The organism is Priestia koreensis (assembly GCF_001274935.1).
Taxonomy (GTDB): Bacteria; Bacillota; Bacilli; order Bacillales; family Bacillaceae_H; genus Bacillus_AG; species Bacillus_AG koreensis.
Map to the genome: position 1 here is coordinate 1 of NZ_LILC01000010.1, position 14,472 is coordinate 14,472.

Annotated in this window: 9 protein-coding genes, 17 tRNA genes, 1 rRNA gene and 1 pseudogene; 27 read left to right on the top strand and 1 reads right to left on the bottom strand. The window is 39.9% G+C overall.

Annotated features, from left to right (window positions below; translation table 11 throughout):
• The first annotated feature begins 115 nt into the window (after positions 1-115).
• The 19 genes from rrf (at position 116) to AMD01_RS06785 (ending at position 4,909) form a co-directional block, all read left to right on the top strand.
• Positions 116-231 (top strand): 5S ribosomal RNA (gene rrf / locus AMD01_RS06695).
• A gap of 7 nt (positions 232-238) precedes the next feature.
• Positions 239-313: transfer RNA gene (locus tag AMD01_RS06700), tRNA-Asn, on the top strand.
• 3 nt (positions 314-316) lie between these two features.
• Positions 317-408: transfer RNA gene (locus tag AMD01_RS06705), tRNA-Ser, on the top strand.
• An 8-nt stretch (positions 409-416) separates the two neighbouring features.
• Positions 417-488 (top strand) — tRNA-Glu (locus AMD01_RS06710).
• 27 nt (positions 489-515) lie between these two features.
• A tRNA-Val gene (locus AMD01_RS06715) sits at positions 516-591 on the top strand.
• Positions 592-619: 28 nt separating this feature from the next.
• Positions 620-696: transfer RNA gene (locus AMD01_RS06720), tRNA-Met, on the top strand.
• Positions 697-708: 12 nt separating this feature from the next.
• Positions 709-784, top strand: a tRNA-Asp gene (locus tag AMD01_RS06725).
• 75 nt (positions 785-859) lie between these two features.
• A tRNA-Phe gene (locus tag AMD01_RS06730) sits at positions 860-935 on the top strand.
• A 10-nt stretch (positions 936-945) separates the two neighbouring features.
• Positions 946-1,021, top strand: a tRNA-Thr gene (locus AMD01_RS06735).
• A 17-nt stretch (positions 1,022-1,038) separates the two neighbouring features.
• Positions 1,039-1,123 (top strand) — tRNA-Tyr (locus AMD01_RS06740).
• 5 nt (positions 1,124-1,128) lie between these two features.
• A tRNA-Trp gene (locus AMD01_RS06745) sits at positions 1,129-1,202 on the top strand.
• Positions 1,203-1,229: 27 nt separating this feature from the next.
• Positions 1,230-1,305, top strand: a tRNA-His gene (locus AMD01_RS06750).
• A 32-nt stretch (positions 1,306-1,337) separates the two neighbouring features.
• Positions 1,338-1,412: transfer RNA gene (locus AMD01_RS06755), tRNA-Gln, on the top strand.
• Positions 1,413-1,414: 2 nt separating this feature from the next.
• A tRNA-Gly gene (locus tag AMD01_RS06760) sits at positions 1,415-1,486 on the top strand.
• 18 nt (positions 1,487-1,504) lie between these two features.
• Positions 1,505-1,579, top strand: a tRNA-Cys gene (locus AMD01_RS06765).
• Between the two features lie 12 nt (positions 1,580-1,591).
• Positions 1,592-1,680 (top strand) — tRNA-Leu (locus AMD01_RS06770).
• Positions 1,681-1,698: 18 nt separating this feature from the next.
• Positions 1,699-1,780: transfer RNA gene (locus tag AMD01_RS06775), tRNA-Leu, on the top strand.
• Positions 1,781-1,818: 38 nt separating this feature from the next.
• Positions 1,819-1,892, top strand: a tRNA-Gly gene (locus tag AMD01_RS06780).
• A gap of 218 nt (positions 1,893-2,110) precedes the next feature.
• Positions 2,111-4,909, top strand: a complete 2,799-nt coding sequence (locus AMD01_RS06785; RefSeq protein ID WP_053400648.1) for a YhgE/Pip domain-containing protein — start codon at positions 2,111-2,113, stop codon at positions 4,907-4,909.
• Between the two features lie 234 nt (positions 4,910-5,143).
• On the opposite strand, the gene AMD01_RS06790 is transcribed toward AMD01_RS06785, so the two are convergent.
• A complete protein-coding gene (locus AMD01_RS06790) occupies positions 5,144-5,809 on the bottom strand; it encodes a B3/B4 domain-containing protein (RefSeq protein ID WP_053400649.1) in 666 nt (221 codons plus the stop codon).
• A 109-nt stretch (positions 5,810-5,918) separates the two neighbouring features.
• Here AMD01_RS06790 and queG point away from each other — a divergent pair, with 109 nt between their 5' ends.
• From queG to AMD01_RS06825, 8 genes and pseudogenes are all read left to right on the top strand, one after another.
• Complete coding sequence (gene queG / locus AMD01_RS06795) at positions 5,919-7,052, top strand: tRNA epoxyqueuosine(34) reductase QueG (protein WP_053400650.1); 1,134 nt, start codon at positions 5,919-5,921, stop codon at positions 7,050-7,052.
• Positions 7,053-7,118: 66 nt separating this feature from the next.
• Positions 7,119-8,006 (top strand): amidase domain-containing protein, encoded by an 888-nt coding sequence (locus AMD01_RS06800; protein ID WP_053400651.1) that lies wholly within the window; start codon positions 7,119-7,121, stop codon positions 8,004-8,006.
• Positions 8,007-8,075: 69 nt separating this feature from the next.
• Complete coding sequence (trmL, locus tag AMD01_RS06805; RefSeq protein WP_053400652.1) at positions 8,076-8,561, top strand: tRNA (uridine(34)/cytosine(34)/5-carboxymethylaminomethyluridine(34)-2'-O)-methyltransferase TrmL; 486 nt, start codon at positions 8,076-8,078, stop codon at positions 8,559-8,561.
• Positions 8,562-9,023: 462 nt separating this feature from the next.
• Positions 9,024-10,919 (top strand): PrkA family serine protein kinase, encoded by a 1,896-nt coding sequence (locus tag AMD01_RS06810; RefSeq protein ID WP_053400653.1) that lies wholly within the window; start codon positions 9,024-9,026, stop codon positions 10,917-10,919.
• 107 nt (positions 10,920-11,026) lie between these two features.
• Complete coding sequence (locus AMD01_RS24440) at positions 11,027-11,179, top strand: hypothetical protein (RefSeq protein WP_169775940.1); 153 nt, start codon at positions 11,027-11,029, stop codon at positions 11,177-11,179.
• Between the two features lie 271 nt (positions 11,180-11,450).
• The gene (yhbH, locus tag AMD01_RS06815; RefSeq protein ID WP_053400654.1) at positions 11,451-12,623 is read left to right on the top strand and encodes a sporulation protein YhbH; all 1,173 of its coding nucleotides are present in this window, start codon (positions 11,451-11,453) and stop codon (positions 12,621-12,623) included.
• A gap of 1,329 nt (positions 12,624-13,952) precedes the next feature.
• Positions 13,953-14,150 carry a hypothetical protein gene (locus AMD01_RS06820; protein WP_053400655.1) on the top strand — a complete coding sequence of 66 codons (198 nt, stop codon included), beginning with the start codon at positions 13,953-13,955 and terminating at the stop codon, positions 14,148-14,150.
• A gap of 14 nt (positions 14,151-14,164) precedes the next feature.
• Positions 14,165-14,433: pseudogene (locus AMD01_RS06825) on the top strand (DUF4176 domain-containing protein).
• Positions 14,434-14,472 lie beyond the last annotated feature (39 nt).

A 14,472-nucleotide genomic window follows, 5' to 3' on the forward strand; every position in this document is an offset into this window, starting at 1 on the left:
TCGATCGAGGACTTAACCAAATGCTTTTCCTTAACAATTGTTATCTAGTTTTGAAAGAATAACTTTCTTTCAAAAAACACTTGCATTTTTCGTAGAAAAGTGTATAATATATATGTCTGGTGATTATGGCAGAGAGGTCACACCCGTTCCCATACCGAACACGGAAGTTAAGCTCTCGAGCGCCGATGGTAGTTGGGGGCTTCCCCCTGTGAGAGTAGGACATCGCCAGGCGGTATATTCCACAGTAGCTCAGTGGTAGAGCTATCGGCTGTTAACCGATCGGTCGCAGGTTCGAGTCCTGCCTGTGGAGCCATTTGGAGAGCTGTCCGAGTGGCCGAAGGAGCACGATTGGAAATCGTGTAGGCGGTGAACGCCGTCTCAAGGGTTCAAATCCCTTGCTCTCCGCCATATTTGATGGCCCGTTGGTCAAGCGGTTAAGACACCGCCCTTTCACGGCGGTAACACGGGTTCGAATCCCGTACGGGTCACTTTATAAAGAATGCAACAATCGTTTTGGAGGATTAGCTCAGCTGGGAGAGCACCTGCCTTACAAGCAGGGGGTCGGCGGTTCGATCCCGTCATCCTCCACCATGACACTCTTATGTGTCGATCATATTATCGCGGGGTGGAGCAGTCTGGTAGCTCGTCGGGCTCATAACCCGAAGGTCGCAGGTTCAAATCCTGTCCCCGCAACCAAATATACATAATGGTCCCGTGGTGTAGCGGTTAACATGCCTGCCTGTCACGCAGGAGATCGCCGGTTCGATCCCGGTCGGGACCGCCATTTAATTTAATATAGTACATCCTAATATGGCTTGGTAGCTCAGTCGGTAGAGCNTAATATAGTACATCCTAATATGGCTTGGTAGCTCAGTCGGTAGAGCAAAGGACTGAAAATCCTTGTGTCGGCGGTTCGATTCCGTCCCAAGCCACCATTCTAACAAAGCCGGTGTAGCTCAACTGGTAGAGCAACTGACTTGTAATCAGTAGGTTGGGGGTTCAAGTCCTCTTGCCGGCACCAGTTAGATCAGATTTTGTGGAGGGGTAGCGAAGAGGCTAAACGCGGCGGACTGTAAATCCGCTCCCTCAGGGTTCGGCGGTTCGAATCCGTCCCCCTCCACCATTTATAGGGGCATAGTTTAACGGTAGAACAGAGGTCTCCAAAACCTCCGGTGTGGGTTCGATTCCTACTGCCCCTGCCAATTAATTTTAAATTTTTTCTTATAATGGCGGCTGTGGTGAAGTGGTTAACACACCAGATTGTGGCTCTGGCATTCGTGGGTTCGATTCCCATCAGTCGCCCCATATAATTTTATAAAATACGTCAAATGTGATATTGGGCTATAGCCAAGCGGTAAGGCAACGGACTTTGACTCCGTCATTCGTTGGTTCGAATCCAGCTAGCCCAGCCATTGCGGAAGTAGTTCAGTGGTAGAACACCACCTTGCCAAGGTGGGGGTCGCGGGTTCGAATCCCGTCTTCCGCTTTCATTTTTATTTGTCAAGGCGGCATAGCCAAGTGGTAAGGCCAAGGTCTGCAAAACCTTTACTCACCGGTTCGAATCCGGTTGCCGCCTCCATTTATCTGCCCTGCCGGGGTGGTGGAATTGGCAGACACACAGGACTTAAAATCCTGCGGTAGGTGACTACCGTGCCGGTTCAAGTCCGGCCCTCGGCACCATATATATTTCTTGCTTACGCCGGTGTGGCGGAATTGGCAGACGCGCACGACTCAAAATCGTGTTCCTTCTGGAGTGTCGGTTCGACCCCGACCACCGGTATCGAGAAATTTTCTCTAGTATCATCTAACATAATAATTGCGGGTGTAGTTTAATGGTAAAACCTCAGCCTTCCAAGCTGATGTCGTGAGTTCGATTCTCATCACCCGCTCCATACATAATTTTAATCACAACGCAGTGGTTCGTTTAACAAAACGGGTCATTGCGTTTTTTATTTTCACTGCTACTTAAGTAGATTAAATAATTTAAATTTTCAGTTATAATTTAGAGGACTTTTCATCATTAATTAGAATACATATTTCTAGTGTAGGTAAATGGTCGTATACTACTTATCTATGCTTCATTATATTTTATTCTGTGGGGGAATAGCGGATGAGGGTTTTTAGTTTATTCAAGGCAGAAATGGCAGCATTAGTGGCAAAGAAATGGCTGTTAATCTCTGTTATTGTTGCCTTGCTTGTGCCGGTCGTTTATGGGGGAATACTACTATCGCCAAGTTGGGGTCCATACGACAATTTGTCCAACTTGCCAGTAGCAGTAGTGAACAACGATCAGGGAGCAGAGACAGATGGAGAAATGATCAATGCAGGAAAGGATCTAGTTTCAAACTTGCAAGAGGGAAAGAATCTTGGATGGAACTTTGTTGATTCTGATGAAGCGAAAAGTGGTTTAAAAAGCTTGAAGTACTACATGGTCATTGAGATACCAAAAGATTTCTCTAAAAAGGTAACCTCTGTGCTTTCAACAAATCCTCAAAAGCCCGAATTGAAGTATGTACAGAATGAAGGATTAAACTTTATGGCAGCACAGGTAACTAAGAGTGCAACAGAGCAGATTAGAGAAAAGCTCTCCAATCAAATTACAGAGAAATATGTTAAGAACATGTTTGGCAGCTTAAAGGACGTATCTAACGGATTTCAGACGGCCGCTGACGGTTCAGTGAAACTAAATGGAGGAACCGCTGATTTATTCCAAGGCACGACCACAATTTTGGAATCGCTTACAAATAAATCAGGTGAGATTTCCAAGCTTGCTACGGGTACTAAGGAGCTTGAAAAAGGAACAGGACAGATGTATCAGTCCTTGTCTAGTAAACAAAACGATATTACAAAGTTAGCTAATGGTTCTGCACAGCTTAACAATGGTCTTGAGCAAATGTTACAGTCATTGACCGCTAAGCAAGGAGATATCAAAAAGCTTGCTGACGGTACAAGTGAACTTGAAAAAGGAACTGACCAAATGCTGCAGTCATTGACCGCTAAGCAAGAAGATATCAAACGCCTTGCTGACGGCTCACAGGCTCTTAAAAATGGAACAGGAGAGCTCTTAACTTCTCTAAAAGGAGGTTCAGGAAATATCCAAGCGTTAGCCTCAGGGTCTCAAGCAATAAATGAGGGAACGAAATTACTACTTAACTCTTTAAAAGAAAATGAGCAGGGCGTGAATGATTTGGCATCTGGCTCAAAATTGCTGAACGAAAAGGTACCTGCATTAAAAAAAGGAACCTCTGATGTTTTAAAAGGCTTGCAACAAACGCAAGGAGCTCTGAAAGAAAAAGTATTACCTGTAACTCAGCAAGTTGCATCTGGAATTGGTGAGGTTGCCATGCAGTCGCAAGTGCTTGGAGATAATCTAAAACAATTATCCGCGGATCTCCAGGTGTTTTTTAAAGCGCATCCTGAATTGCAGGGAGACCCTAGTTTCCAAAAGATTGTAGGGACAGGGAATGCTTTATCTGTTGCTGCAAATAATCCGGATAACAAAGCAAAGTTAGAAAGATTAAAACAAGGCGCAAATGGTATAGCTGCAGCGCTTACTGAACACGAAGTTCCTAGTGATTCATCAGTTGCAGATGGATTAAAAAAGCTAGTTCAAGGCCAAAAATCAATTGATGATGGTGTGGGGGCTTTGAATGAAAAAATCCCACAACTAACAGCAGGGACTGAAAAAGTTGCAGCCGGTTGGAACACGATGGTAGATAAAGTTGGTGAGCTTCAGTCAGGAACTGCAAAGATCGCGGCTGGAAACGACGTTGTAAATAAAGGCTGGGGGTCGATGGTGGACGGAATGGCAAAGCTTGATTCTGGGGCAGGGCTTGTATCGGCTGGTAATGCATCAGTTAATGAAGGATGGCAAACCTTAAAAGGGGCCACTGCTAAAATTCATGACGGTCAAGTTAAGGTAAGAGATGGAAATGCAGATGTTAATACTGGATGGAAGAAGCTTACGGATGGGACAATTAAGCTTCATGATGGGTCTGGTCAAGTCAGTAATGGAAATGCAGACGTAGCGAAAGGATGGAAAGTACTTACAGAAGGTGCCAACACAATTCATTCGGGAACGATGCAAGTAAGTGAGGGAAATGAAAAAGTAAACAAGGGCTGGGGAGATTTAACTTCAGGTGTCACCCGCTTAAATGATGGTGCCCAAAAACTGAATGATGGTTCATTTGAGCTTGCTTCTGGATTGAAAGATGGAGCAGCGAAAACAAGTAGTCTAAAAGATCTTGATGAGAAGAATTACAATATGTTTGCTTCACCAGTGGAATTAAAAAGCGAAAAGATTTTTAATTTCCCACATTATCGTGATTCAACATCTCCTTATGTATTAACTCTTGCGTTATTTGTAGGCATTTTAATCATGTCAATGTTTATGAATTTTAAAAGACCACAGGGCGTTTCAGTAGCAGCTTGGTTTGGTGCAAAATTTATGAATTTGTCCGTTTTCGCCATTACACAAGCTCTGTTGCTTTCAATTGTTGCTATGGTGTTATCGATAAATGTTGAAAACCCAACAGGATTTGTACTATTCACTATTTTTGTAAGTATTGTATTCTCCGCAATTGTGAGTTTCTTTGCATCACTTGGCATCATCGGAAGATTTCTTGGTCTCGCATTCGTGGTACTTCAGCTTTCCATTACGGGTGCGAACTTGCCAATCGATATGCTCCCAGCCAACATGAGGGCTTTGAGCGAATTCCTTCCATTTACGTACAGTATTGCAGGTTTTAAATCTGTACTTAATTTAGATGCTCCAGGAACCGCATTATATAACGCAAGTGTTCTTGGTATCTACCTTGCCATATTTGCTGTTCTCGCATTGATCGTGATCATGGTAAGTGGCAGACGATATAAGGTAGAAGAAAACGTACCTGGTGAATTCAGAGCATAAAAAGTAATGAAATAGAGCTTCTTATTATTTGAGATTTAAAAATAAATTAAACTGGGATCATGTCTGTTTGAGCGTAGTACTTCATTTCAAATGAGTACTACGCTTTTATATTGTTTTTTATGATTTTCCCCCTCGGGCATTACATAGTGGTTCATTTTATAAAAAGGATCATGGCGGAGAGAGTTGCCCTCAAAGACGAAGAGACATAGGAAGCCGGATGCTCCCTACGTCTCTTTATTCTACGAGCTTATGTGTAGCTTCACCACCATGGATTTGGAGAAACATGTTCTCAAGAGAGGCCGTAAGCTTGTTTGCCTCGTCTCTATCAATAGAGGGAGGTAAATAGAGAATTTGGATTGCGTTCGTAGTTGTATGCTCAACGGGTGATCGATTGGAATCGACATAGGGACTTCCAAAGGCACCAATTTCGTCACGAGAAATAATTTTATTGCTTAGTGTGAGCTCCCGATTATTTAAACCCATATATGAATCACTATCCCCACCAATGTCAATTACAATGTCGCCTTTTAGATTGTTGAGGTCATAGATGCCAATTGGGATTTTGTATTGAAGTGAAAAAAAGTTATTAATGTCAACCGCAGAGTTAACGGTTGGTAGGTACGTTTGTTTTTGAATCCTACGGTATAGAGATTCTATAGAAGGACGATATTTGGATGGATCTGTACCTGATTGTTTAAATAGCTGTCTCCATTCAGCTATCTCTGGTACAGATGTAACGCTTTGGTCTTGAAGTTCAAAGAAGATAGATTCCTGGAATAAGCGTAATCGGCCTTGTATCATTTGTGGAGAAGTAGAAACGGTAATCCCTTGATATCGGATCACAGATACAATAAAATTAGGAATTAGTGTTTTAATATGATTAGTGAGTGAAATTTCCACTATTGAACATTCCTTTCTATTTTTGAAGATAAAGATACGAGTCTTTAAAAGGTAGTTAAGAGATATTATAAATGATTTAAAGAACGAAAACGAGGAAGGAGGTCGTAATATGAATATGTTGCAGTTGAAGCAACAGATTATTGACTACAGTAAGGAAATTGGGATAGATAAAATTGGCTTTGCGAGTGCTTCTCCGTTTATTGAATTGAAAGATCGTCTGTATCAGCAGCAGGAACTAAATTATCAGTCAGGGTTTGAAGAACCGGATATCAAAAAGAGAACTACCCCCGAGCTATTAGTACCAAAAGCGCGCTCTATTATTGCCATTGCACTGGCATACCCATCTAAAATGAAAGATGCACCTCGAAGTACAAAAAGTGAGCGAAGAGGTATTTTTTGTCGTGCTTCTTGGGGACGTGATTATCATGATGTATTAAGGGAGAAGCTAAAGCTGCTAGAAGAGTTTGTACAGGGAATGGTGCCTGATGTTATGACGAAGTCTATGGTAGACACAGGAGAGCTATCAGATCGAGCTGTAGCTGAAAGAGCCGGTATCGGTTGGAGTGCTAAGAATTGCTCGATCATTACTCCAGAGTTTGGTTCTTATGTTTATTTGGGGGAGATTGTAACAAACCTGCCGCTTGAGCCTGACAGCCCGATAGAAGATCGCTGCGGCACGTGTAATAAATGCGTCGAAGCCTGTCCAACTGATGCACTTGTAACCGGGGGTCAATTGAACTCTAATCGATGCATAGCATTTCTAACACAAACGAAAGGAATGCTTGCAGAGGAATTTCGAGATAAATTAGGGAATCGCTTGTATGGCTGTGATACGTGTCAAACTGTTTGTCCAGAAAATAAGGGAAAAGATTTGCATCTTCATCCTGAAATGGAGCCTGATCCTGAAGTTGCAAAGCCACTGTTGAAGCCGCTGCTCACGATTAGTAATCGTGATTTTAAAGAAACATATGGACATGTTTCAGGATCATGGAGAGGGAAAAAGCCGATTCAGCGCAATGCTATTATTGCATTAGCTCATTTTAAAGATGAAACAGCGGTACCTGATCTATTGAACCTTCTGAAAGATGATCCACGTCCCGTTATTAGAGGTACAGCTGCGTGGGCCTTGGCTAAAATTGCGCCTGCTCGTATTGAGGAGAAATTACAAGAAGCGACAGTAAAGGAAACAGACGAAGAGGTATTGCTTGAATTAGAAAAGGCATTAGCACGCTTGGAACAATAATAAAGTGTTAAAAGACAAACGCTTCATCATAGGTTATAAGAAAGCCTATGAAAGTGGTGAAGTCTTTTGCAAACGAAAAAAATTGTCCTGCATACGTTAGTTAGATCACGTGCAGAAGGTTATGTAAATGGCAATCTGCACCGCGATTTTTCGCCTTTTATTGAAAAGCAGGTGGAACAAAAGTGTAATCAAATGTCCAAGCGCGGGGCTGAAATTGTAAAGTGTTCGGCTAAGGGGTATGTTGATCATATTTCGAATGAATATGAGGAAACCACCGTTTACTATCATGTTGAAGTGGAGTCACTTGTAAAACAGCGTAGCTTCTTTTATATAGAAGAAACCGTTGAAAAGCGTAAAGCGTTATTTTACAAAGATACGCTATTGAAAGATGAAGAGATTTATCCTTTTTCTACGTCATTCGATAGTGAAGAGATGGATCGCTATGATTTCGATGAAGATGAGGATCGGTCCTTTAATTATGATCGGCGCGCAGCTGTTCAGTATGCGGAGAGATACTGGAATTCTCATAATCCGAGCTATACAAATTTTGATGTGAACTGCACGAACTACGTCTCGCAGTGTTTGCGAGCTGGTACTGCTCCGATGAGAGGATATCCAAATAAGGGTCAAGGCTGGTGGATGCAGACGAAAAATTGGAGCTATAGCTGGACGGTCGCAAACTCTTTTTACTGGTATTTAAATTCCTCAAAGACAGGATTAACGGCAACTAAGAAAACGGCAGCAAAAGATTTAATGATTGGTGATATCATTTGCTATGATTTTCAAGGAGATGGCAGGTGGGATCATTCAACCATTATTGTTGCCAAGGATGACGATGGTATGCCGCTTGTGAATGCCAATACGTATAATAGTCGCATGAGATATTGGGCATATGAGGACTCATCCGCATACACCCCAAACATGAAGTATGGTTTTTTCCATATTAATGGGTGATGAGAATTCTGTTGTTTTGCGCTGATCGTGATATAATGAAGAGTAGATTGTTTAGTTGAGGTGAAAAAATTGGGAATTCATGTAGTACTATATCAACCAGAAATCCCTGCAAATACGGGTAATATTGCAAGAACTTGTGCAGCAACGGATACGACTTTGCATTTGATTCGTCCGTTAGGCTTTTCAACAGACGATAAAATGTTGAAGAGAGCTGGGCTAGATTACTGGCAATATGTAAATATTCATTACCATGATTCATTAGAAGAAGTGTTTGAGAAGTATGCAGAAGGAAAGTTCTATTTTATTACGAAATTTGGTGAGCAAGCTCATAGCTCTTTCGATTATAGTAATCTAGAGGAAGATTATTTCTTCGTATTCGGTCGCGAAACAAAGGGGTTACCACCTGAAATTATCCAGAACAACATGGACAGATGCCTTCGTTTACCGATGAATGAGAATGTTCGATCACTAAATTTATCAAACACTGCAGCCATTTTAATTTACGAAGCGCTACGCCAACAAAATTATCCTGGCTTGAAATTTACAAATGACTAATAAAAAAAGCATCCAGCTGGATGCTTTTTTTATTTTCTTCCCGGTTTGTCGTTGTACCCTGCTGTGAAGATAGAAGATAAAAATGCAATACATACCCCTAAAAGTATAAGCGTCCTCATACCCATCCTCCTCAGTAAACGTTTCCAAAAAAATACTATAGCTTCATTATAGCGAATAAGAATGGACATGGGAATGATAAATCGTTAAATAACCATCACTATTTTCTAATACGTGAAAAAAATTAAAAAATAAGTTCTAAGTTATTACTTTGAGGAGGAAATATGGATTCTATTTTCTTTTTAGAGCAATAATCCCTTTTAATCCTATAGATTCGTAAGGATAAACAAATATATTTTAGAGGATTTAGGACAGATTTGAAATTAGAAAGCATGTTCACGTCATTTAGCGCATAAATTGTATTAATCTTGGTCGCTAGCATCACTAGTAGGGGGAGGTTCCTAAATGGATATTTTAAAGAAAATTGAACGATACCGTGAAGAAGAACATCGACTAAAATGGGAAGGTACTTTTGCTGAGTACTTAGAAATTGTGAGAGAACAGCCTTTGGTAGCTCAATCTGCACATTCTCGTATATATAATATGATTAATGATGCTGGAATTGAAGAGGTAGATGGTAAGAAGAAATACAATTTCTTTAGTGGCCAGATGTTTGGATTAGAGTCATCGCTAGAAAGACTAGTAGAAGAGTACTTTCATCCTTCAGCGAAACGATTAGATGTCAGAAAGCGTATTTTGCTTTTAATGGGACCTGTAAGTGGAGGGAAATCTACGCTTGTCACAATGATAAAACGAGGGTTAGAGGCATACTCATTAACAGATCGTGGTGCTGTTTTTGCGATCAAGGGCTGCCCAATGCATGAAGATCCACTTCATTTAATTCCGCAACATTTGCGAAGAGATTTTCACGAAGAGTATGGGGTGCGTGTCGAAGGAAACTTATCACCGCTTAACTTGATGCGTTTAGAAAAAGAATACGGCGGACGTATTGAAGATGTCATTGTAGAGCGAATCTTCTTCTCAGAAGATAAGCGAACAGGTATCGGTACGTTTAGTCCATCTGATCCTAAATCACAGGATATTGCGGATCTAACAGGAAGCATTGATTTCTCCACTATTGCTGAATATGGATCAGAATCTGATCCGCGTGCCTACCGTTTTGATGGAGAATTAAATAAAGCAAACCGAGGTCTGATGGAATTCCAAGAGATGCTAAAGTGTGACGAAAAATTCTTATGGCATCTTCTATCTTTAACGCAAGAAGGAAACTTCAAGGCTGGAAGATTTGCCCTTATAAGTGCTGATGAACTTGTTATTGCACATACGAACGAAACGGAGTATCGCTCGTTTATTTCCAATAAGAAAAACGAAGCATTACATTCCCGTATTATTGTTATGCCAGTTCCTTATAACTTAAAGGTAAAAGAAGAAGAGAAAATTTACGAAAAAATGATTCAGGAAAGCGATGTGTCTGGTGTTCATATTGCCCCTCATACGCTCAGAGTTGCTTCCATTTTTACGATTTTATCGAGATTAAAAGAGCCTAAAAAAGGTGATATCGACTTAATTAAGAAAATGAGATTGTACGATGGTGAAACGGTAGAGGGGTATAACACGGCAGACCTTGAAGAGCTGCAAAAGGAATACAATGATGAAGGGATGAGCGGCATTGATCCACGTTATGTCATCAACCGTATCTCTTCAACTATTATTCGAAAAGGCGTTACATCAATTAATGCGTTAGACGTACTTCGTTCCTTAAAAGAAGGATTGGATCAGCATGCATCAATTTCAAATGAAGACCGCGAGCGCTATTTAAACTATATCTCATTAGCACGTAAGGAATACGACGATATTGCGAAAAAAGAAGTTCAAAAAGCGTTTGTCTATTCATACGAAGAGTCTGCTAAAACGCTCATGGATAACTATCTTGATAACGTTGAAGCCTACTGCAACAAAAATAAGCTTCGTGATCCGTTAACAGGTGAAGAGATGAATCCAGATGAGAAACTCATGCGCTCAATTGAAGAACAAATCGGTATTTCAGAAAATGCGAAAAAAGCGTTCCGTGAAGAAATCTTAATTCGTATCTCAGCGTATGCTCGTAAAGGAATGCGTTTTGATTATAATTCACATGAGCGTTTACGTGAAGCAATTCAGAAAAAGCTGTTTGCTGATTTAAAAGATGTGGTTAAAATTACGACATCTACTAAAACACCAGATGAACAGCAGCTGAAAAAGGTAAATGAAGTTGTGGCGCGCTTAATCGATGAGCACGGCTACAATTCAACATCAGCTAATGATCTACTTCGTTATGTAGGAAGCTTATTGAATCGTTAATGATAAAAGTGAAACGGCATGCTCTCTAAAGCCGTTTCCTTTTTTTATCTTAGTGAGCTGTTTTATTTCAAGAAAAAGGGGGAATTTTATCAGTAGAGGTGATAAGGATGGGAAAAGAACGAGAAAAGGTAAACGGATCGATGGCAGAAGATTGGGAAGAGCTAAAAAAGCTAGGAAAAGAGATGGAGAACTTGAAGACGAACCAAGAGCTTCAAGAAGAAGGCGTACAGCCAGATCCAGTTCAGCATAAAGAAAAATGAATGATGTAATGGATGTAAAAAGTCGTTTTGTTTATTCTTGGCCGGAATAAGCATAACGACTTTTTGAATCTAAAGGGGAGCTTGTCCACACAAATAATTGTCAAAATTATTTGTCAATTATTTGGAGTTTGTGCATAGGATAGAGTAACCAACCTTTATTTTAAGAGAAATCGGGAAAATGTCCTTGATAGTATATTCTGTCAGGTAAGAAAAGGTGCCTGTCCAATATAAGTTTAGTAACCAGCACATAATTATAAGGAGGGGAAATAGTATGACTGGGGAAGATAATAATAGTTTTGCAATATCAAAGGAAGATTGGTCCCTCCATCGAAAAGGTCATGATGATCAAAAGCGCCATCAAGAAAAAATTCAGGAAGCCATCAAAAACAACCTGCCTGATTTAATAACGGAAGAAAGCATCGTAATGTCTAACGGAAAAGACGTTGTGAAAATTCCGATCAGATCTTTAGATGAGTATCGTATACGGTACAATTACGATAAAAATAAGCATGTTGGTCAAGGTGACGGTGACAGCAAAGTGGGAGACGTTGTCGCACGAGATGGTTCTTCAGGGCAGCCAGGTGCAGGAAAAGGGTCAGGAGCTGGTGATAAAGCTGGGGAAGATTATTACGAAGCAGAAGTTTCGCTCATGGAGCTTGAAGAAGCGTTGTTTTCACAGTTAGAGTTACCAAAGCTCAAAAGAAAAGAAAGTGATCAAAATATTGTCGAACATATTGAGTTTAATGATATTCGTCGAACGGGTCTGATGGGGAACATTGATAAGAAGCGTACGATGCTATCTGCTTATAAACGCAATGCCATGACAGGGAAAGCAAGTTTCTATCCAATCTATCCAGAAGATTTGAAGTTTAAAACGTGGAATGAAGTCGTCAAGCCGGAGTCAAAAGCTGTTGTTCTTGCAATGATGGATACGAGCGGATCAATGGGGATTTGGGAAAAGTATATGGCGAGAAGCTTTTTCTTTTGGATGACAAGGTTTTTAAGAACAAAATACGAAACGGTCGAAATTGAATTTATTGCTCATCATACAGAGGCAAAAGTCGTTTCAGAAGAAGATTTCTTTTCAAAGGGAGAAAGTGGAGGGACGATCTGTTCATCCGCATATCGAAAAGCGCTTGAAATTATTGATAAAAAATATTCACCAGACCGCTACAACATCTATCCATTCCATTTTTCCGATGGAGACAATTTAACCTCTGATAATGCCCGCTGCGTCAAGCTTGTAAATGAATTGATGAAAGTATCCAATATGTTTGGATACGGTGAAGTTAATCAATACAACAGACACTCAACTCTTATGTCCGCCTATAAAAATATCCAAGATGATCGATTTAGCTATTATATTTTAAAGCAAAAATCAGACGTTTTTAATGCAATGAAGAGCTTCTTCAAGCAAGAAGAAGAGAACGCAAGATTCGCCTAAAAGAAACAGGCACAGGAGACGCATCCTGTGCCTGTTTTATGTGAAAAATTTTTTACAGCAGAAGTAGTTAACTAGATGTCTTTACATGATAAGTAGCTTGTTATGTTTAACCATCATGTTAATTTCCAGTGATTAGGACATGCTTAACCCCCGAAATAATAAACGAATAAAGAGAAACGAAATGAATAGCTTTTTTGAAATGTGGCTCTGTTAAAGGTTAATGTTGATATTTCATTGATTTTTCTCTATCTAACTAATTCATTCAGTCCAATAATAAATCCTTCTTCAATTAACCTGCTCTGTTAGTAGAGGAAGACATTCAACACCAGACATTAAAAGAACCTAAAATATGAAAAATTTGGTGGTAAGTGTTCTTGTGGTAAAAAAAGGGTATAAAACATTGCATTATTACTTGAATTTTTTACATTAAATGGTTCGATCTGTCTATTTCTTTTATAACCAGTAGGGAGCTAATAGATTATTTAAAATGGTAATAAGTTTAAATGCCAGTTAAAGAGAGGGAAAAATGAAGAACTATAAAAGAGTTTTGTATACCTACTTACTTGCATCTATTGTGATGATCTTGGGCGCCTAGAAACGAGAAAAGGAAAAGTTATAGCTATTTTAGAAGAGGACCATGAGCGTGTACAAGTTGCAATCCCTAAAACTGCTACTTATAGAGTTTACGTGTACGCTAAGAAACATGGTGGAAGCGTAAATCTGAAATGGAAAACAATAAAATGATGGGTAAGAGGTGTTAATAGTATCAGCAGGAAAATATATGCGGCAAGCTCTTTGATTACAGCTGGTGAATCAAGGGTGGAAAATCATGAATCATTAAAAAGTCAAATAAGCTCCTTAAAGTCAGCGATGCAAAGAAACACCATAGCAATAAAGCATATAAAGTCCAAAAAGAGACTGAACAAAAAGCGCTGAATGATATTGAGAAAAAGAGAGAAGAAACGAAAGCTTATGTGACAAAAAAACAGCAAGAACAAATGAGATCTCAGGTAGCATACCAAGATTATAGCCCTTACGTAGCTCCTCAGATTCCGGGTAAGAACAATGCTAGTGTTTATAATGCCACTCCACTTCTACATCCCATCCTCTAGGACCGTTTACAAGTGCTCTAAAAGAACACAGTAAAGATACATTTATAATAGAGAACACTGAGGGTCACATTTATGCAAATGCTTTAGGTTTCGAAGTGAAGGTGGAAACATTAGCAGGTGGATCAGTTAAGGGCAGTAAGTCTGAATTTAAAATTCATTTGCCGGTTGATCCAGGTGTTGGATTGGAGATTGGGCTTAAATAAGGAGGAGAATACTTATGGAGAGAATGCTTTTTTGGAAGAGGATGTTAACGATTGTTTTCATTATTGGATATGTGTTAGTAGTATTTTTTAACCTCGTTTCTTCGGATAGCGCCGGCGAAAAAGCTACTCGAATTATTATTTTTACTATTGGTATGCCGATTATGTTTTTTATTCTCTATAAGGTTGGCTCAGCCGTTATTAAGCGTACATAGTAAGGTGAGAGTAGATGGAGGATTTAGCATATCCGTTACCGATTGGTTCAATTGTTAAGTATGAAGACTGGGAGCAACTCTTAATGAACTATGGACGTCACCAAAAAAAGGTGATACGGGGGTTATTTTGGATTACGTTGCTTGTTATTACCCTATTGGTAATATTTCGGATCAGTACAATTTGTTTTTTAACCAAGAGGGTATTTCCGAGGTAGTTTTCCGTGGATATGAAAATGCTCAGGAAAAAGAACTACAGGCTGTGCTTGTTGAGCAAAAAGAGTAAAAATGATCTTAAAGCAATTCATAAAAAGAGCAAGCACAT